The organism is Rhizobium sp. 01L419 (assembly GCF_056400025.1).
In genome coordinates this window covers 1-18264 of the sequence record NZ_JBFTSM010000008.1, presented here as the reverse complement: position 1 = coordinate 18264, position 18264 = coordinate 1, and the positions used below count along the sequence as shown (strand labels likewise).

Annotated in this window: 20 protein-coding genes and 1 pseudogene; 16 read left to right on the top strand and 5 right to left on the bottom strand. The window is 59.8% G+C overall.

Annotated elements, in window-relative coordinates; all coding sequences use genetic code 11:
* Positions 1-8: 8 nt before the first annotated feature.
* The 3 genes from AC1DUP_RS16780 to AC1DUP_RS16770 all read left to right on the top strand — a co-directional run bounded on the left by AC1DUP_RS16780 (position 9) and on the right by AC1DUP_RS16770 (position 3718).
* Complete coding sequence (locus AC1DUP_RS16780) at positions 9-1439, top strand: aminotransferase-like domain-containing protein (protein WP_477833259.1); 1431 nt, start codon at positions 9-11, stop codon at positions 1437-1439.
* Positions 1440-1546: 107 nt separating this feature from the next.
* Positions 1547-2950, top strand: coding sequence for an aminotransferase-like domain-containing protein (locus AC1DUP_RS16775; RefSeq protein WP_477833258.1), 1404 nt, complete (start codon positions 1547-1549; stop codon positions 2948-2950).
* Positions 2951-3349: 399 nt separating this feature from the next.
* Positions 3350-3718, top strand: coding sequence for a DUF983 domain-containing protein (locus tag AC1DUP_RS16770; RefSeq protein ID WP_113301639.1), 369 nt, complete (start codon positions 3350-3352; stop codon positions 3716-3718).
* 79 nt (positions 3719-3797) lie between these two features.
* Here AC1DUP_RS16770 and AC1DUP_RS16765 read toward each other — a convergent pair whose 3' ends face one another.
* Positions 3798-5216, bottom strand: a complete 1419-nt coding sequence (locus AC1DUP_RS16765) for an esterase/lipase family protein (protein WP_477833257.1) — start codon at positions 5214-5216, stop codon at positions 3798-3800.
* Between the two features lie 275 nt (positions 5217-5491).
* Between AC1DUP_RS16765 and AC1DUP_RS16760 the strand changes: the two genes are divergently transcribed.
* Both AC1DUP_RS16760 and AC1DUP_RS16755 read left to right on the top strand, forming a co-directional pair.
* The gene (locus AC1DUP_RS16760; RefSeq protein ID WP_113310065.1) at positions 5492-5953 is read left to right on the top strand and encodes a nuclear transport factor 2 family protein; all 462 of its coding nucleotides are present in this window, start codon (positions 5492-5494) and stop codon (positions 5951-5953) included.
* Between the two features lie 25 nt (positions 5954-5978).
* Positions 5979-6545, top strand: coding sequence for a TetR/AcrR family transcriptional regulator (locus AC1DUP_RS16755; protein ID WP_113301643.1), 567 nt, complete (start codon positions 5979-5981; stop codon positions 6543-6545).
* Between the two features lie 93 nt (positions 6546-6638).
* On the opposite strand, the gene AC1DUP_RS16750 is transcribed toward AC1DUP_RS16755, so the two are convergent.
* Positions 6639-6773 (bottom strand): hypothetical protein, encoded by a 135-nt coding sequence (locus AC1DUP_RS16750; protein WP_477821735.1) that lies wholly within the window; start codon positions 6771-6773, stop codon positions 6639-6641.
* Between the two features lie 157 nt (positions 6774-6930).
* On the opposite strand from AC1DUP_RS16750, the gene AC1DUP_RS16745 reads away from it, so the two are divergent.
* Both AC1DUP_RS16745 and AC1DUP_RS16740 read left to right on the top strand, forming a co-directional pair.
* Complete coding sequence (locus AC1DUP_RS16745; RefSeq protein WP_477833256.1) at positions 6931-7569, top strand: hypothetical protein; 639 nt, start codon at positions 6931-6933, stop codon at positions 7567-7569.
* Between the two features lie 150 nt (positions 7570-7719).
* Positions 7720-8940, top strand: coding sequence for an NADH:flavin oxidoreductase/NADH oxidase family protein (locus AC1DUP_RS16740; RefSeq protein WP_477833255.1), 1221 nt, complete (start codon positions 7720-7722; stop codon positions 8938-8940).
* 51 nt (positions 8941-8991) lie between these two features.
* Here the strand turns inward: AC1DUP_RS16740 and AC1DUP_RS16735 are convergent, their stop codons facing one another.
* Positions 8992-9561 (bottom strand): TetR/AcrR family transcriptional regulator, encoded by a 570-nt coding sequence (locus AC1DUP_RS16735; protein WP_477833254.1) that lies wholly within the window; start codon positions 9559-9561, stop codon positions 8992-8994.
* Positions 9562-9826: 265 nt separating this feature from the next.
* Here AC1DUP_RS16735 and AC1DUP_RS16730 point away from each other — a divergent pair, with 265 nt between their 5' ends.
* The 3 genes from AC1DUP_RS16730 to AC1DUP_RS16720 all read left to right on the top strand — a co-directional run bounded on the left by AC1DUP_RS16730 (position 9827) and on the right by AC1DUP_RS16720 (position 11947).
* Entirely contained in the window at positions 9827-10354 is a 528-nt protein-coding gene (locus AC1DUP_RS16730; protein WP_477833253.1) for a YkgB family protein, read from the top strand.
* 232 nt (positions 10355-10586) lie between these two features.
* Positions 10587-11435 carry a YeeE/YedE thiosulfate transporter family protein gene (locus AC1DUP_RS16725; protein ID WP_477833252.1) on the top strand — a complete coding sequence of 283 codons (849 nt, stop codon included), beginning with the start codon at positions 10587-10589 and terminating at the stop codon, positions 11433-11435.
* A 200-nt stretch (positions 11436-11635) separates the two neighbouring features.
* On the top strand, positions 11636-11947 hold the full coding sequence (locus AC1DUP_RS16720) for a Dabb family protein (RefSeq protein ID WP_477833251.1): 312 nt from the start codon (positions 11636-11638) through the stop codon (positions 11945-11947).
* Positions 11948-12192: 245 nt separating this feature from the next.
* Here AC1DUP_RS16720 and AC1DUP_RS16715 read toward each other — a convergent pair whose 3' ends face one another.
* Both AC1DUP_RS16715 and AC1DUP_RS16710 read right to left on the bottom strand, forming a co-directional pair.
* Complete coding sequence (locus AC1DUP_RS16715; protein ID WP_477833250.1) at positions 12193-12468, bottom strand: hypothetical protein; 276 nt, start codon at positions 12466-12468, stop codon at positions 12193-12195.
* 40 nt (positions 12469-12508) lie between these two features.
* Positions 12509-13723, bottom strand: coding sequence for an MFS transporter (locus tag AC1DUP_RS16710; RefSeq protein ID WP_477833249.1), 1215 nt, complete (start codon positions 13721-13723; stop codon positions 12509-12511).
* Positions 13724-14010: 287 nt separating this feature from the next.
* Here AC1DUP_RS16710 and AC1DUP_RS16705 point away from each other — a divergent pair, with 287 nt between their 5' ends.
* The 6 genes and pseudogenes from AC1DUP_RS16705 to AC1DUP_RS16680 form a co-directional block, all read left to right on the top strand.
* Positions 14011-14259: a hypothetical protein gene (locus AC1DUP_RS16705; protein WP_113301650.1), complete on the top strand. Its 249-nt coding sequence runs from the start codon at positions 14011-14013 to the stop codon at positions 14257-14259.
* Positions 14260-14313: 54 nt separating this feature from the next.
* Positions 14314-14985 carry a response regulator transcription factor gene (locus AC1DUP_RS16700; RefSeq protein ID WP_113301651.1) on the top strand — a complete coding sequence of 224 codons (672 nt, stop codon included), beginning with the start codon at positions 14314-14316 and terminating at the stop codon, positions 14983-14985.
* Positions 14975-16378 (top strand): ATP-binding protein, encoded by a 1404-nt coding sequence (locus tag AC1DUP_RS16695; RefSeq protein ID WP_477833248.1) that lies wholly within the window; start codon positions 14975-14977, stop codon positions 16376-16378. The genes AC1DUP_RS16700 and AC1DUP_RS16695 overlap by 11 nt, the downstream gene beginning before the upstream one ends.
* Positions 16379-16499: 121 nt before the next feature.
* Positions 16500-16925 carry a hypothetical protein gene (locus AC1DUP_RS16690; protein ID WP_113301653.1) on the top strand — a complete coding sequence of 142 codons (426 nt, stop codon included), beginning with the start codon at positions 16500-16502 and terminating at the stop codon, positions 16923-16925.
* Between the two features lie 97 nt (positions 16926-17022).
* The gene (ccmI, locus tag AC1DUP_RS16685) at positions 17023-18177 is read left to right on the top strand and encodes a c-type cytochrome biogenesis protein CcmI (protein WP_477833247.1); all 1155 of its coding nucleotides are present in this window, start codon (positions 17023-17025) and stop codon (positions 18175-18177) included.
* Positions 18174-18264, top strand: a pseudogene (locus AC1DUP_RS16680) (cytochrome c maturation protein CcmE); the annotation flags it as partial. The gene ccmI and the pseudogene AC1DUP_RS16680, both read left to right, overlap by 4 nt.

Sequence of the window (18264 nt, the reverse complement as noted above, 5' to 3'; positions counted from 1 at the left end):
AAACTGTAATGGTAGAAGGACCAGTACGGATGGACGAGCAGAGGCAGGCAAACACACGGGTCGGCATGGTCATGGCGACGATCCGGCAAAGGATTGCCGGGCGCAGCCTGACACCCGGCGCAAAGCTACCCTCGATCCGCGGCCTCTCGGAAACCTTGAAAGTCTCGGCCTCGACGGTCGTCGATGCCTATGAGCGTCTGGTGGCCGAGGGCACGATCCTCTCTCGTCCCGGTTCCGGCTTCTATGTCGCCAGCCAGACGGCGCCCTTGTCGCTTTCGGATATCGGCCCGAAGCTTGACCGCGCCATTGATCCCTTTTGGATATCGCGGCAATCGCTGGAGGCGCGCGACAGCGACTTGAAGCCGGGCTGCGGCTGGCTGCCGCCCTCATGGTTTCCCGAAGATGCCATCCGCCGGACGCTGCGATCGCTCTCCCGCACCGAGGCCGCAAGTCTTTTCGACTACGGCTCGCCGCTCGGCCTCAAGCCGCTGCGCCAGCTCATTATCAGGCGCATGGCAGAGCGCGGCATCGAGGCGGCGCCGGATCAGATCATGCTCACCGAATCCGGAACCCAGGCGATCGATTTCCTCTGCCGCTTCCTGATTGAACCCGGCGATACCGTGCTGGTGGATGATCCCTGTTATTTCAATTTCCATGCGCTGCTCAGAGCCCACCGCGCCAAGGTGGTGAGCGTTCCCTACACGCCCTGGGGCCCGGATATCGAACTCTTCGCCAAGGTGCTCGCCGAGGACAAGCCGCGGCTCTACATCACCAATTCAGCCATCCACAACCCGACCGGCGCAACGCTGTCGCCCGTTACGGCTCATCGGCTGCTGAAGCTCGCAGAACAACACGGCCTCACCATCATCGAGGACGATATCTTCGCCGATTTCGAACAGACGCCGGCACCGCGCCTTGCTGCCTTCGACGGCCTCGGTCGCGTCATCCATATCGGCAGTTTCTCCAAGACGCTCTCGGCCTCGGCGCGCTGCGGCTTCATCGCTGCGAGGCCGGAATGGATCGAAGGCCTGACCGATCTCAAGATTGCAACCTCCTTCGGCGGTGCCCGGCTGAATGCCGAACTGGTGCTGAGCGTGCTGAGCGACGGTGGCTATCGCAAACATACCGAGGGCCTGCGCAGCCGCCTGTCGAAGGCGATGTTCGATGTTACGACCCGGCTGAAAGCCCTTGATATCCGCCCCTGGCTGGAGCCGCAGGCCGGTATGTTCCTCTGGTGTCGCCTGCCTGATGGTCTGGATGCGGCCGTCGTGGCGCGCGCGGCGCTCGCCAACAACGTTGTCCTTGCCCCCGGCAATGCCTTCAGCCTGACGCAATCGGCAACCGGCTTCATGCGATTCAATGTGTCTCAGACGCTTGATCACAGGGTTTTCGAAGTGCTGCGTGACGCGCTCAAACGGGCGGAACGGTCCGCTGGGTAACACGCTGCCGCATGCGCATGTTTTAGGATGACAGGATCGCTGCGCAACAATATACAGTCAATCTAGACCGGATCCGCCGGCCTTGATCATGGATTCTTGGATCACGCATGAAAGACTGGCATCCCGATCTCAGCCGCTCCTCGAGCCCCCGTTATATGGCGATTGCCGATCTGATCGAAATGGATCTGAAAGGCGGGGTACTGGCAGTAGGAGACCGGCTGCCGCCGCAGCGGGAGCTCGCAAAACGCCTCAATATCGATTTCACGACAGTGGCGCGCGGTTATGTGGAAGCGCAGAAGCGCGGGCTAGTGGATTCGCATGTCGGCCGCGGCACCTTCGTGACCGGCGGGCAGGGCAGGGAGCGGCACGACGTTTTCGCCGATACCGCGCCGGATCCGCGCCGGACTTCCGTGGTCGATTATTCGATGAACTTGCCGCCGGAGCCCGACGATCCGGAGTTGGTGAGCCACATGCGCGAAGGCATGGCGGCGGTGGCATCCAATCTCATTCCGCTGCTGCGCTATCAGGGATTTGGCGGTTCCGGCATGGACAAGGAGGCGGCTGCCATCTGGCTTGGCCGCCGTGGGCTGGTGCCCTCGCAGGAGCGCATTTTCGTGACACCCGGCGCCCATCCGGCGCTGCTCGCGATCTTCGGCCTGCTGGCAAAGCCTGGAGAGACCGTGCTGTCGGAAAACATCACCTATCCCGGCATGCGCTCGATTGCCGCCCAGTTGCGGCTCAATCTCTCCGGCCTGCCGATGGATGACGAGGGCATCCTGCCGGATGCCTTCGCGGAGGCCTGCGAGCGGCTGGCCCCAAGAGCACTCTATCTTAATCCGACGCTGCAGAACCCGCTGACGCTGACCATTCCGGAAAAGCGCCGCGAGGAGATCGCCGCCGTCGCCCGCAAATATCATGTGCCAATCGTCGAGGACGATGCCTATGGCTTCATCCCGCTGCATGGACCACCGCCGCTGGCGGCAATCGCGCCTGAGCTGACCTGGCATATCGGCGGCCTTGCCAAATGCATCGGCGCCGGCCTGCGGCTTGCCTATGTGGTGGCGCCGGATACCAAGGCGATCTGGCCCTTCGTCAGTGCCATGCGCACCAATAATGTCATGGCCTCGCCGATAACAGTGGCGCTCGCGACCCGTTGGATCGAGGATGGCACGGCAGACACGATCCTGCGTTTCATCCGCTCGGAGGCAGGCGCGCGCCAGCAGATGGTGGCGAATATCCTGCCTGACGGCAGCTACAAGGCCGATCCGATCAGCTTCAATATCTGGCTGCCGCTCACCAATGGCTGGACCCGCTCGACCTTCGGCAGCCACATGCGCTCCTCCGGCATCGGCGTGGTGGCAAGCGATGCGTTTACGGTGGAGGGGCCCGCGCCCGAAGCCGTGCGCGTCTGTCTCGGTGGACCGATCAGCCGCGAAAGGCTGAAAGGCGCACTCGACTTCATGGCCCACGCGCTGGAAGGTCCACCGGAGATGTCGGCTTCGTTCTTCTAGGGTGGAGCTTCGGGCTCGTAACGCCGGTCCTTCCATCGTCATCAAAGTCAGTAATGAGACCCCGCCCCAACCCCTCCCCATAAGGGGGAGGGGCTTAAGCTACTGCGCCCGCCTGCCACTTCTTCTTCGAGGTTTCAGGACGGATGGGGCGGTGCGACAGGTCAGTCCCTCCCCCTTGTGGGGAGGGGTTTTGACGAACGCGCAATCTCGTCCGGTTAATGATTGGACCTCCCGCCATCCCGCTCCTCTCGCACCTCGCAAACCCCATCCCCAAAATCTCTGCGTCATTCTGACGAATAGACTGGCAAACCGCTTCAATGTAATTATATTGTATGCATACATTATGAGGCATTGAATGGATTTCATCAGTGCCTCGCAACGTCGAAAAGCGAGATCGCCATGGACACCGAATATCCTCCTCTCCCTCCGATGCAGACCGGCATCCGGGGCCGCTGCCCGCGCTGCGGACAGGGACATATGTTCAAGGGTTTCCTCACGCTGAAGAAGGAATGCGAAGTCTGCGGGCTGGATTATTCCTTCGCCGACCCGGCCGATGGCCCGGCCTTCTTCGTCATCTGCTTCGCCTGTGTGCCGAGCGTGCTGCTCGGTGTGTGGCTGGAAGTTGCCTTCTCCGCGCCGCTCTGGGTCCAGTTTCTGGTGACCGGCCCCTTCATGTTCGCCACCTGTATCCCGCCGCTGAGGCCGCTGAAGGGATGGCTGGTCGCAAGCCAGTATTTCTACAAGGCCGAAGAGGGCAAGCTCGCCTGATGTCCGTTCAACCTATGTGATGGGGCGGGAATGAGCGGCTTGCGAGGTCGTACCGGGGCATTGCAGGCTGCCCTGACTCTCAGATCTTGAAGACCTTGTCTATCCCGCGGCGCGGAATGATGATTTCGACAAAGTGGGTGGTGTTGCGTATGAGGCAATGCGCTCCAAGGACCTCCTGGCGGTCGTCGGAAGCGCGATGTACGGTGAGATGGCCGGCGGCTCCGACCTTCTGGTTATCGAAATAACGGATATTTTCGCCGGGATCGCTGGCCGAAAGACTGATGGAAACGACCTTGTTGTCCTTCTTGGTTATTGCCTCATAGTACTTGAACATCAAATCGGTCCGGTCGATGAAGAAGCAGCGGCGCGACGGTGACAGACCGTTGACGTGGACGTGATCCAGCACGTCTCGATGGAAGATGATCGATTCCTTGCTGCCGCGCTGGTTAGGCGAAAAATATTCAACGAAATAGTCATTGATCGCCTGTCCTTGATCGTCTCGGACGTAAATGACGATCTGAAGATACTGATGGAGGGCATTGGTATCGTCAGGCATTGTCTTTCCAAGCTGCTCAGGGGTGCTTGCCGCAGTCGCCTCGCTAATCTTTCGCCAGTCCTCGGCGATCGCAGCATATTCGGCTTTGCCATTGCATTTCAGCGCCTGCAAAATGAGCTTGCCGAGGCGGTCCGAAATGTCTTCGTTGGCCCCGCTTTGTTCGTCCGGCTTTATGATGGAGCTGTGGTCCCTGTCCGGAAGAATTGCAAAAGGGAAGAGCACGTCGCCGGCGCGGACATGCCATGGCACGGGTACAACCTCTGTATCCTTCTCGCTGTGTGAGAAATCCACCGTGAAACCGCGAACGTTGAGGTTGGCGGCTGCGCAGCGAATGGTTCCGTCACTGCCGTTCTCGTTGACGATTTCTCTCAAGACGTCTTCATAACCCTTGGTTCCGATGACGACGAACGGCATGATTTTATCCGGCCCATAGGGGCCGGCAGACTCTCCTGACGGGTCGAGCAGGTCGCGCAGTGCGAGATCCCATTGATATTCGGAGGCGAGTTCCAATCCATTCAGCGTCTGCGTGCCCGTCTGAAACCAATTGTTCCATCCTTTGATGATGCGGCCGAGCATGCTCTTGCCGGTGGAGGCGAGCCGCGAGCCGAAATTGGCCGGCGCCAGCATTACCAGCCTCTTGACCGGGCACTTTGCGGCATCGGGGTAGAAGCGGGAAATCCATTCGCGCGCAACAAGCCCGCCTGTGCTGTGCACGATCATGTCGAAGGGCGGCGTGAGTCGGCGGTTTCTGATCGCCTCGTTGACCGCAATATCCATCCGCGCCGCGACATCTTCGATGCGGACATCGTCATCAAGGGAAATGTAGTCGGCAAGCAGAATCCGTTGCGCATTGAATTTATTTCGAGCAAGAAAATCGCGAAGTGAAGTGAAGGACTGGGCCGTGTCACTCCAGCCATGCAGAATTGCAACATCAGCAGGCATTATTTTCCTCCCATGTTCCGAAATACGAAAATCGGCTCAAAATTATATTTCTTTCAGGTGAGATAAGATCCCAGCGGCGGATCATATACTTATTGTGTGCAATTGGAAGTTTTATTTATTGTTATATGCACGGGATTCTGCACTCGCGAATGCATCGCGGCGCTCTCGAGGTCAGCCAAAATGCCGCAGTCATCGGGCGGCAAGACCTCTTGCAACTAGTGTACCGATAAGTACAATACATAACGAAAGGTACAACCCAACCACGGAGACCAGATATGCCCGCACCGCTTCCCCCCTTCACTCATGAAACCGCAACCCAGAAGGTCCGTCTTGCCGAAGACGGCTGGAACAGCCGCGATCCGCAGCGCGTCTCGCTCGTCTATACGCCCGGGAGCCAGTGGCGGAACCGCGCCGAATTCGTCACCGGTCGCGCTGAGATCGTCGCTTTTCTTACGCGCAAATGGGCGAAGGAGCTGGATTACCGGCTGATCAAGGAACTCTGGGCTTTCACCGACAATCGTATCGCCGTGCGCTTTGCCTATGAGTGGCATGACGACAGCAACAACTGGTTCCGTTCTTACGGTAACGAGAATTGGGAATTCGATGCCGAGGGCTTGATGCAGCGCCGTTTCGCCTGCATCAACGATCTGCCGATCAAGGAATCGGATCGCAAGTTCCACTGGCCGCTCGGCCGGCGGCCCGACGACCATCCGGGCCTTTCCGACCTCGGCCTTTGAGGCTGAAGGTGACCAAAGGTGAGTTGTGAAGACCGTTTATGAACGTGCCGATGTCGTGCCGCTGCTTGCGGAAATCTTCCGCGAGCTCGGCTACGAGGGCACGACATTGAGCCGCATCACCGAGCGCACCGGCATCGGCAAGGGTAGCCTCTATCACTTCTTTCCCGGTGGGAAGGAGGAGATGGCGGCCTCCGTCCTCGCCGATGTCGACGGCTGGTTCGAACGCGCCATCTACGAGCCGTTGCGCCATGACGATGCCAGGGCGGCAATCGATGCGATGTGGGCGAATGTCATGGACTATTTCCGCTCCGGCAGCCGCATCTGCCTCGTCGGCGCCTTTGCGCTGGACGACACGCGCGAGCGCTTCTCGCCGGTCATCCGGGATTATTTCGTCCGCTGGATCGAGGCACTGCGCCAGGCGTTGGTCCGCGCCGGTTACTCCGGGGAGGCTGCTCTTGCGGCAGCCGAAGAGGCGGTATCAGGTATTCAGGGCGCGCTGGTGCTCGCGCGGGCGTTGGATGACAAGGATATGTTTCGCAGGACCTTGGACCGGCTGGCCGGCAGGCTGACTGCGACGAAACGTGAGGGATAGGCGGTGACCGCTGCGTCGGCAGGAGCACGAATGCTGGCAACGCGGGGAAAGCGGGTGAGGGGTCCAGGACGTCCTCACCCGGCAGGATTGTATCTAGGAGTCGTTCTGCGAGGGCAGGCGGACGGGGCGCGGATTCTCGCGCTGCGTGCGTACCTGGCGCCACTCGTTTTCCATCTGGTCGACGACGTGCTGGGGGATCTTGGTCGGAGTTTCTGCGGTGGTCTGCATCGTATACCTCTCTTCCTCAGCAAGGATGTGCTTACGAATTGATGCATCGCACAATAAAAACTGCGTGTAAATAAACCAGCGTCACACTTGAAACGATTTAGTTAATTTCAATCGATTAAGCGAACGTTAACCACAAAAGACCTCTGAGAGCCGTATCATGACTGTCTCGCTCGACCGGCAATTCTTCTTCGACACTGTGCAGCACTCGCTGTTCAAGGGCAGCCTCGCGCCGGGCCAAATCGAGGGCATGAACGCCATCTTTGACTACTGGGACGCGAATTTGGCTACCGCAGATCGGCGCTGGCTGGCCTATATATTAGCCACCGCGTTTCATGAGACGGCTTACACGATGCAGCCTGTGCGCGAGACGCTGGCAACGAGTGATTCGCGCGCCGTCAAGATTCTCGAGGCCGCCTTTGCGGGCGGCCGGCTCTCCTGGGTGAAGACGCCCTATTGGCGGCCGGACGAGGATGGCAACAGCTGGCTCGGCCGCGGGCTGGTGCAGCTGACCCACAGGCGCAATTACGAAGCGATGAGTGAAGTGACCGGCATCGATCTCGTCGCTCGTCCCGACCGGGCGATGGAAATGGCGCCGGCCGTGACGATCCTGATCGAGGGCATGCTGCGCGGCAGCTTCACCAGCCACCGGCTTTGCGACCACCTCAATGAGGAGAGGGAAGACTGGGTCAATGCGCGCCGGATCGTCAACGGCACCGACAGGGCGGAAAAGCTCGCCGGATACGGACAGGCCTTCCTCGCTGCGATCCGCACGGAGCAATGCGGTTCGTGGACTTGATCTAACGCCTTGGCCGGCGAGCTTCCGCGATGTCGAAATCGCTGGAGGCTGATGACGTCCGCCTGCCAGCCGACACGCTATAGCGACGATGGCAGCTGACATTGCCCTGCCGCCCGTTTTCAGCGATAAAATGCATGCCGAGGTGTTGTCGTGAAAGCTCCGAGGCAAAGTCGTGGACCGCTGTTTGAACCGCTTCAGCTACCTTGCGGTTTGACCCTTGATAATCGAATTGCGAAATCGGCGATGTCGGACTCACTCGGCGACGGAACCGGGCATCCGACCGTTGCGCAGATGAGGCTCTATCAACGCTGGGCCGAAGGTGGATTGGCCGTATCCATAATCGGAGAGGTCCAGCTTACCTCCGGCTACGCCGAGAACCCCGGTAACCTGGTGCTCAACGAAGCATCGGACGTCGAACAATTCAGAAAACTTGCTCTGCACGGCAGCCAAAACGGCAGCGGGCTCTGGCTGCAACTCGGTCACGCTGGAGCGCTTGCCTATGCACCGACAAGCCACCCGAAGGGTCCGAGTGCTTTCGACGTGCAAGGCCTGCGTTGCGCGGAAATCACCTTGAAGGAACTAGGCCGATTGCCCTCGCAATATGCAACGACAGCCCGGCTAGCGCAGCAGGCGGGGTTTGGCGGTGTGCAAATTCACGCGGCACATGGATTTCTGCTGAGCCAGTTTCTTTCACCGTTGTTCAACAGGCGGCGCGATGCATACGGAGGGGAGATCGCCCATCGTATGCGGATTCTGCTGGAAGTTATCGAAGCAACCCGGGTCGCTGTCGGACCGGCTTTCCCGATCGCCGTGAAACTGAATTCTTCGGACGAACTAGAAGGAGGGTTCGACGAGGATGACGCTCTCGAAGTGGTGACGGCGCTGGACCGATCTTCGATCGACCTGATCGATATCAGCGGCGGGACTTACTTTCCTGGCGCAAAATCAGCCTCCGACAGGGCGGGCCGGGGGCCCTACTTCCTCGAATTCGCGAAACGCGCACGCGCTGTCACAACCAAGCCTCTTATGCTGACTGGCGGTTTCAAGACTCGCGGGCAGGCCGAAGACGCCGTGGCATGCGGTGCCGTCGACATTGTCGGTCTTGCGCGCGCACTCGCCCTTGAGCCTTCTCTTCCCAATCTTTGGAAAGAAGACCAGAGATCGGAGCCGTCCTTTCCCAGGTTCCCAAACGCTCCGGAGGGTGGGATCACCGCATGGTACACGATGCGGCTCGCCGAGATCGGTGTTGACAACGATCCACCCAATTCCAGCGACCTCGAACAGGCCGTCCGCGACTATGCGGAACGGGACAAGCATCGAACAAAAGTCTGGTTGGCTCACTTTTCCGAGGAGCCAGCCGGAAGCAACTGAAGCCGACGACGCCAGCCTTATCTGGCGGATGGAGCTGTTATCGGTTTCTGACTAATCGCGTTCCATCGTCGCGAGGATAGCGGCCGCCATCCGTTTCGCCTGGCGGCCGGGCTCCGCTGAGCGAACCACTTGGGCTACGGCCGTTGCTCCCTCATGAAGAATATTGATTTCGTCCGCCACACGTCTTGGGTCGCGGAGCCGTGCAGCATGAGCAAGTTCTTCGAAATAGGCGAGCGTCAGGCGCTTGTGCATGCTGGCGGCACGAAACACGGGATCGACCATGTCCTTGTGTTCTCCTGTGGCGGCCATAAAGCTGCAGCCCCTGAAGTCCTTGTCTTTGAACCAGAGCTGCAGAAAGTCGAACGTCAACAAAATCCGCTCTGCCGGATCACTTGCACGCTTTTCCACAAACTCGCGCATCTCACGGCGATCCTCCTCGTCGCGCCGCTCGAGCGCGGCAACGATCAGATCCTCCTTGGTCTCGAAGTGCCGATACAGCGTCGTTTTCGCGACGCCGCTTTCCGCGATAATCAAATCGACCCCCGTTGCCTGGTACCCTTTCTCGTTGAACAGACGGAGGGCCGTTTCAAGAAGATGGTCCCTGATCTCTGATCGCCGCATGTCACACCTCAAACAGAACTGATCTGTAGCGATAGTTAGGTGTTCCAGCAACCAATGGCAATGCACAAGCGCAGACAATTCCTTTGAACACCGCTTTCCGCCGATTGAGCTCGCGGGCTTTCTGCATCGGAGAGCGACGATGATCGCGCTTTCGTGATTTGGAAACGATACAGATCTGTAGTATTTCGTTGCTAACGATACAGGTTGGTATCGTTTCTCCATGGAGGCGAGAAGCCTCTGGAGATCAATTCAATGGGAGAAGGAAATGACCCAAGCTATCAATCATATCGGCAAGCAGCCGAAGTCCAGGAGCACCTTCAACATTTTGCATCTGGCGGACACCTATGGCCGCGCGGCGACAACCGCCGGCCTCTATGTTTCGATCGCCGTGATTTATGCCTGGTTTGGCGGCATGAAATTTACGGCCTACGAAGCGCAGGGACTGGTCGATCTGGTCAGTAACAGCCCTCTTGTAAGCTGGATGTATGCGATCTTCAGTGTGCGAGGCTTTTCGAGCTTTCTTGGCGTCCTGGAACTGAGTATCGGCACACTCATCGCAGCAAGGTTCATTAGCCCGGTTTATTCGTTACTGGGAGGCGCCCTGTCGTCCGGACTGTTCGTCACCACCATCAGCTTCATGATTACGACCCCTGGCGTGGTTGTCCCCGAACTCGGGTTCCCGGCCATTTCGGTCGCCCCTGGTCAATTCCTGCTCAAGGACGTCGGGCTTCTGGCCCTATCGCTCTGGATTGCAATGGATTCCCTTCTCGCGATCCGGTCCGCCAGAGCCTAGATCCGAAAGCCCGGCAGTTAGCCTTTGTGCGAACGCCCTGATCCAGCTCGGATCGGGGCGTTCACCATTCACTGAAAGCGAAACTCGTGCCATTCTGCGAAGCGCGATCTTCTTCTCTGAACGGAGGATTGGTGCCGTGGACGGGTTGCTCGGCGGTGCGGGGGCGAAAGCTTTCGAGACATGGGCGGGTTTCAGCGTTATCGGCACGCTGAGCTTCGTACTCGGCTTTGCGATGAACTACGGTTCGATCTGCACCTTCATCGCTACGACCGAGTTGGTTTCCGAGCGCCGACCTGCACGGTTTCTCGCTTTAGCCGAATGCGCGGTGTGGGCTGCCGTCGGATATATCGTCCTCGATACGTTGCCGGCCATGCAGAGTGGATGGTCTCCCTTGCTTCACATGGTCGGCGCAGCCATCCTCTTTGGCGTCGGCGTATACGTGAACGGTGCTTGCATCTTCGGATCGGTCGGGCATTTTGGCAACGGGGAACTGGAGTTCGGCTTCACGTTCCTCGGAATTCTGGTCATCCTCTCCCTCGATGCAGTGCTCGAACTCCGCCCGGATCCAATGCCAATCAGCGCCGCACCGCCGCTTGCGCTGGAAGCTTTGCTGGTGGTTCTGCCCGCATTTCTCTTTCTGAGACTGGCCGTCTCTTTCAAATCCGAGACGAACTTTCGGCGGCTAACGCTGGCAATGGGTACGATTGGCATGACTTCGGCCACTTTGTCAGCGTTCGCCCCCCGCTTCTCGATCACCACCTCGATTGGATCGATGCTTTCGATCCCGGTGACGAGTTCGCTGATTTTTGTCTGCATGTTCGCAGGCAGTCTCGTTTCGGCGAGAATTCGCCGACATCGTTTTTCGCTAACCTGGCCGACATGGAGAAGTATGTCGCGAAGGATAATGGGCGGCATTCTGATGGGCTTCGGGGCGCTCCTTATCCCTGGTGGAAACGACACGCTCCTGCTCGTCGGCCTCCCGATGGGAGCGTGGCAGGCCTTCCTCGCTTACCTTCTTATGGTAGCGGCTCTTGCCGCGCTGATCGCTAGATTTGGTTCAGCAGCGCAATCTTGGTCGTAACATCCGGCCGGGCCGCGAGGCTCAAGCTTTATCGGTCACTGCGCATACTTGATCTCCGACCTCCGACGCCTCCATCCGCTCGATGAACTTACAGCCTGACGCGGCATTGTGGCCCGGTTGAAGACCCGGTCGGCGCGTGTTATCGCCCGGCTCAGGCCCAGAGAGTTCAAACCCCGCGAACTGCCACAGGAGTGTCCCGCGTGATCCGCCATATCGTCTTCTTCACCGTGCCGGAGGAAAACCGCGAGGCGGTGCGCAAGGGGCTCTCCATACTGACGGGCATTCCGCATGCGCTGAAGCTGGAAATCGGCGAGAACGTCAAGACCGACCAGTGGGGCAATGCGATCGATTTCATCGTTTACGGCGAATTCGAGAATGAGGAGGCGCTCGCCGCCTACAAGGCGCATCCCGATTATGACCTTTCGACCCGTACGGTAAAGCCGCTTAGGGATGCCAGGACCGCAGCCGATTTCGATAGCGACAAGGCGGTCACCAGACCCCTGCAGGATTGACGATGGCCATTGGCGCCGCTTTCGGTGCCGATCTATCCAATTGAAAATGAATAGGAATTTGCGAAAATGTCCTATTGTGTAGCGGATTTTCAGCTAAGCCATTGATAATGAATAAGTGATCCATCGGGCGCCAAAAATATATACAAAAAAATTTCAGCGGGCACTGTCTCTGGTTTGAAATTCTTTACGCGTAATTTTGAGGTCAAGTGAATCACTTATTCATTATCAATGACTTAGCTCCAAAATCACTGCATTGGTGGCTCACTTTTAAAATTCTTATTCATTTTCAAAGAGATAGATAAGAAACTGGAATCGGCGGCGATGACAGATGCACCAATCTGTGAAGGACCGGAAACAACCCTTGAGAAAAAAGGCGCAAACGATTCAGAAGATTGGCGGATTGGCAACGCTGATGGTGCGGCAACGGAGCTCTCCGCGCCAGATGGCAGCGTGCCAGTTCTCAGTTCGGTTCTGAGAACATCATAATCAAAAGAGATTAAAAGCCAGATCTCGAAAGCCAAGCCAGCCTCCGGCAGCCGTGGACGGCTGAACCGCCTCCGGTCAGGCCGGCTGTATGCTCGGTGTTGCGCTGCGCACCAACGCCATCAGCATCAGCACGAAGACCATTGCGATGGCGGCAAGCACGGCGCAGGTGATGATCGTCGGACCGGCGCCGGCGCGGTCGAGGATGGCGGTGAATATGACGGGGGCAATAGCGTTGGCAAGGTTCTGCGGCATCGACAGGCGGGCCGCCTGCAATCCGTATTCCCTGGGCGAGAAGAGGGCGAGCGGCAGCAGCGCGCGGGCAACCGCAAGCACGCCGGAGCCGAAGCCGTAAAGCAGCACGAAGGTGACGAGCAGCGGCGTCGATGGCGGCACGATGAAGAGCATGAGGAAGCTGAACAGCATCAGGCTGACGCCCATCACCGATGTCAGGATCGGATTGCCGCGCTTGCCGAGCAGCATATCGAGCGCGCGCGCCGAAATACCGATCACGCCGCGGGCCGCACCGAGCTGCAACGCAAGGGCGGTCGATGCGCCGGACTGGCGGAAGATTTCGAGCAATGAAGGCGAGACGCCGAAGGTGATGAAGGTGCCGAGTGTGGTCGAAATCGCGATCAGCAGGAAGGCCTTGCGCCGGTCGCCCGGCGTGAGCTCGATCGGCGGCGTTTCGGCGGCAGCCCCATGCGTGTGGCTCGCGACCGGTTTCGGCAGGCCGAAGAGATGCAACGGCAGGCAGACGAAGAATTGCAGGCACGCGCTGACGATGAAGGTGACGCGCCAGCCGAAATTCTCGTTGAGAAGCGTCAGGATCGGCCAGAAGATGGTGGCCGACAAGCCCGTGAACAGCATCAGGATGGCAATGACGCGTTTGCTGTTCGCCCCCTCGCGCTCCACGACGGCCGTGTAGCAGGGTGCCGAAAGGCCGAGCGCCCCGCCGAGCCCGATGACGACCCAGGCGAGGCCATAGACGATGACATTGGTGGCGGCGGCAAGCAGCAGCAGGCCGATCGCGAAGGTGATCGACGAGGCGGCCAGCACCTTGGCCGCGCCATAGCGGCCGAGCCAGCGCCCGGTGGTGGGACCGGCAAATGCGCTGATGACCATCATGACCGTCAGGCCGGCGAAGATCGCTTCATTCGGCAGCCCCAGCGAGGGCGCAATGACGCGGCCCATGACACCAAGCATATCGAAGGTGGTGCCCCAGCCGATAAGCTGGGTGACGGCGAGCACGCCAACCGTCTGCGCCGTACGAAGCGAAAATGATTTTTGCATGGATTCTGGAATGAAATGAATGAAGGTGGACCAAGCGATAGCAGCTTCAACCTGATGGCGAAAGGCGTCGATCGAACAAATCCGGTACGGTTTTTGAAGGCGCCGAGATTTCCCTTGCGGCAGAGTGTGTTAACGGCATTTTCCGCCCATCATTCAGGAATCGCGTATATTTCGCGCAATAGTCGAGAATTGTTCTAAAAAGCCTGCATTGCCGTGCATTCATTTGCCATTCAGGTCGCTTGAGTACATATTCGGGACAAGTTGGCATTACATTGAAAGCACAGCACATGGCCTCTCCTCTGAGCGTCGCAGCATTGGCCGCCGGGCTGGCGGTTTCGGCGCCCTCACCGGACGATACCCACACGCTTGTCCTGCGTGTAGCGCGCGATTGCAGCGCCGCAGCCCAGCAGGTCGTGGACGAGACGGGTGGCCAGCTTCTTTCCGTGCAGCCGGTGGGCGACGCCTGCATCATCACCGTTCTCGTTCAGGGCAATGGCCAGCGTCCGCGCAAGGTGACGGTAAAGGTTCCGATGTAAACGGAATCGGCTTATTCATATCATCAGTGATTTGCAGCGGATGAAGGCGAAGCGATGCGCATTCTGGTAGTCGAAGACGACGTCAATTTGAACCGGCAGCTGAGCGACACGCTGAAAGAGGCGGGGTATGTCGTCGATCAGGCGTTCGATGGCGAGGAAGGCCATTTCCTCGGCGATACCGAGCCCTATGATGCCATCATTCTCGATATCGGCCTGCCCGAACTGGATGGCGTGACAGTGCTCGAAAAATGGCGCGGCGCCGGCCGCACCGTGCCTGTGCTGATCCTGACTGCCCGCGACCGCTGGAGCGACAAGGTGGCCGGGATCGATGCCGGCGCCGACGACTATGTGACGAAGCCCTTCCATGTCGAGGAAGTGCTGGCCCGAATCCGCGCGCTTATCCGCCGTGCGGCCGGCCATGCCTCCTCCGAAATCGTCTGCGGCCCGGTGCGGATCGATACCAAGTCCTCCAAGGCGATCGTCAATGGCGTGGCGCTGAAGCTCACCTCGCATGAATACAGGCTGCTTGCCTATCTCATGCATCACATGGGCGAGGTGGTGTCGCGCACGGAGCTGGTCGAGCATATGTACGATCAGGATTTCGACCGCGATTCCAATACGATCGAGGTCTTCGTCGGCCGCCTGCGCAAGAAGATGGGCGTCGATCTGATCGAAACGGTGCGCGGTCTCGGTTACCGCATCCAAACGCCGACCAATGCGAATTAAGTCGCTCACCGCACGCGTGCTGCTCCTGACCACGGTCTGGTCGACGGTGGCACTGGTGGTGATCGGCCTGTTGATCTCGACACTCTACAGACGAAGCGCGGAGCGGGGCTTTCAGGACCTGCTGCGCGCCCAGCTCTACAATGTCATCAATTCCGTGACGATCGGCGATCAGGGCGCGCTCTCGGGCAGCCCGCAGCTTGGCGACCTGCGTTTCGCCCAGCCGAAAACCGGCTGGTACTGGGTGGTCGAACCGCTCGGCACCTATACGACGGCACCACTCGTTTCGCCGTCGCTCGGTTCGGCGACCATCCCCGTTCTGTCGGTCGTCGAAGCCCCTTTCGACAAGAATTACGAGCGCTATTACCAAGTGACGGACGCCTCCGGAAACCGGGTGCAGGTGGCCGAAACCGAAGTGGTGCTCGACACCGATGGCCGCGCCGCGCGCTTCCGCGTCACCGGCAATGTCGATGTCGTCGAGGACGATGTCCGCAACTTCTCCCACCGGCTCTATCTGGCGCTTGCCGGCTTCGGCGTCGGCAGTCTCATCGTCAATGCGCTCGCCATTCTCTATGGCCTGAAGCCGCTCGACAAGGCGCGCGCAGCCCTTGAACGCGTTCGCGCCGGCGAAAGCGAGCAGCTGAAGGGCGATTTCCCGCGCGAGATCCTGCCGCTTGCCAATGAGGTCAACGCCTTGATCGACAGCAACCGCCGCATCGTCGAGCGGGCCCGCATGCAGGTCGGCAATCTCGCCCACTCGCTGAAGACGCCGATCGCCGTGCTGCTGAACGAGGCGCGCGTGCTTGAAAAGTCGCATGGCGAACTGGTGCGCAACCAGGCCGAGGCCATGCAGGGGCAGGTGCAGTCCTATCTCAACCGGGCGCGCATTGCCGCCCAGCGCGAAACCGTGCTGGCCCGAACCGAGGCCGAGCCGGCGCTGGAGCGGCTGGTGCGCGTCATGCGCCGCCTGAACGTCGAGACCGAATTCGAACTGGTCGTCCAGCCGCCACACCTGGCTGTCGCCATGGAGCAGCAGGATCTCGAGGAGACGGTCGGCAACCTCCTGGAAAACGCCGCGCGCTTTGCCAGGAGCAAGGTGCGTCTCTCGGCGGTCGAAGCCGGCGAGGATGTGAAGGGAATAGAAGCAAGCGCCCGCAAGCATTGGGTCGAGCTTGCCGTCGAGGATGACGGCCCGGGGCTGGAGCCCGACCAGATCCGCGAAGCGCTGAAGCGCGGCCGGCGGCTGGACGAAAGCAAGCCCGGAACCGGCCTTGGCCTCTCCATCGTCACGGAGATTTCCAATGAGTATCAGGGCCGCCTGGAACTCACGCGCGGGGAATGGGGCGGGCTGAAAGCCAAGCTTATCCTGCCGGGTGTGACAAAGGATGTTGCATGAGCAACTGCTTGATGTCACAAAGATAGTGGCAAATGTATAGCATGCTTTGCCTTAATGCTGACACGGGGACGCTGCACTTCGATCGGCTTATGTTGACACCCCTGATCGTGGTTCGATTGCAATGACTCTACGTTGGCAAGGCATGATCGTTTCTTCCCTTATCGTCGCCGTTGCGCTCTCTGGCTGCACGACGACGAAAGGTTCTACGCGCGGTCTTTTCGGCGGCGGCAAGCCTCCGGCTTCGGCCGCTTTCATCGCGGCTTTGCAGGGCGGTATCGTCGGCCACACCGGCGTAGAGCTTGGTGACAGCGACAAGCAGCGGGCGCTGGAAGCTGAATACCGTGCTCTGGAAGGCGCCGGCGTCGGGCAGCCGGTCACCTGGACCGGTCGCGATGCCAAGGGCAGCGTCGTGGTCGCAGCGCCTTATCAGGTAGGCTCGCAGAACTGCCGCCAGTACACTCACACCGTCACTGTCGATGGCAAGGATACGCTAGCACGCGGTGTTGCCTGTCGCAACGAAGACGGCACCTGGTCGCCGCTCGGCTGATCTCTCTTCCCGTTATCTTGCGGCCAATAGCCTCAAATCTTCGTCATTCAGGCATTGGCAGTTGGAAAGGGCGCACGCTTCAAGTATTTGAGCCGATATGCTGTTCTGGATTCTCGTGGCTATCCTGACGGCGGCCGTTGCCGCCATTCTGCTTTACCCTCTTTTGCGTGGAGCGAAGGCGGCCGAAAATACGCGTGCCGGTGAGGCTGCCGTCTATCGCGACCAGTTGCGCGAACTCGACAGGGATCTCTCGGGCGACCTGATCAGTGCTGACGAGGCCGATTACGCCCGCGCGGAGATCGGCCGCCGGCTGATCGCCGTTTCCGGTGTTGCTCCGGCCGAAGAAGGCAAGCCTGCAAGGCATCACCGCCTGACTGAAGCCTTCATCGTGCTGCTCCTGCCGGTCATTGGGCTCTGTCTTTACATGAATACCGGCAGGCCCGACCTGCCGTCCCAGCCGCTGGAAGCCCGGCTTGCCAATCCCGGCAATGATATGGCCGTTCTCGTCGCCAAGGCGGAGCGGCATCTGGCGCAGAATCCTGACGACGGCAAAGGTTGGGATGTGCTGGCGCCGATCTACTTCAGCACCATGCGTATTTCCGATGCCGAGACCGCCTATCGCAACGCCATCCGTCTGCTTGGCCCAAGCCCCGCGCGCCTCGACGGTCTTGCCGAAACGCTGATGGCGATCGCCGAAGGTGTGGTGACGGAAGATGCGCGCCAGGTGCTGGAACAGTCGCTGTCTCTGGAGCGGAACAACCCGCGTGCGCGTTTCTACATCGCGCTGAGCCTGGAGCAGGCTGGCCGACCGGATGAGGCGCGGGGTGCCTTCGAGGATCTCGCCAGGCAGTCGCCGGCCGATGCGCCGTGGCTGCCGCTGGTCAACGAGCACATCGCCAAAAACGGCGGCACAGCGGTCGCCCCTGCAGGCGAGGCTGCCGCACAGCCTGCGGCTCCGGGCGGCCCGACGGCCGAAGATGTCGCAGCAGCCGAGACGATGAACAGCGGCGACCGGCAGCAGATGATCCGCGGCATGGTGGAGAGCCTGGATGCCAAACTGTCTGCCGATCCCAACAATTTCGAGGGCTGGATGCGCCTTGTCCGCTCTTACGCCGTATTGAACGACAAGGATCGCGCCGCGACCGCCCTGAAGCGCGGGCTTGCGGCCTTCCCGGCATCGGGCGATCAGGGCAAACAGCTCCTGGCGCTCGGCAAGGAACTCGGCCTCGCGACGGAAGGATCGGTGGAATGACGCGCAAGCAGAAACGCCTGGCGGTGATTGCCGGCGGCATGAGCTTCATCCTTGTCGCCGTGCTGCTCGTCATGTTCGCCTTCAGCC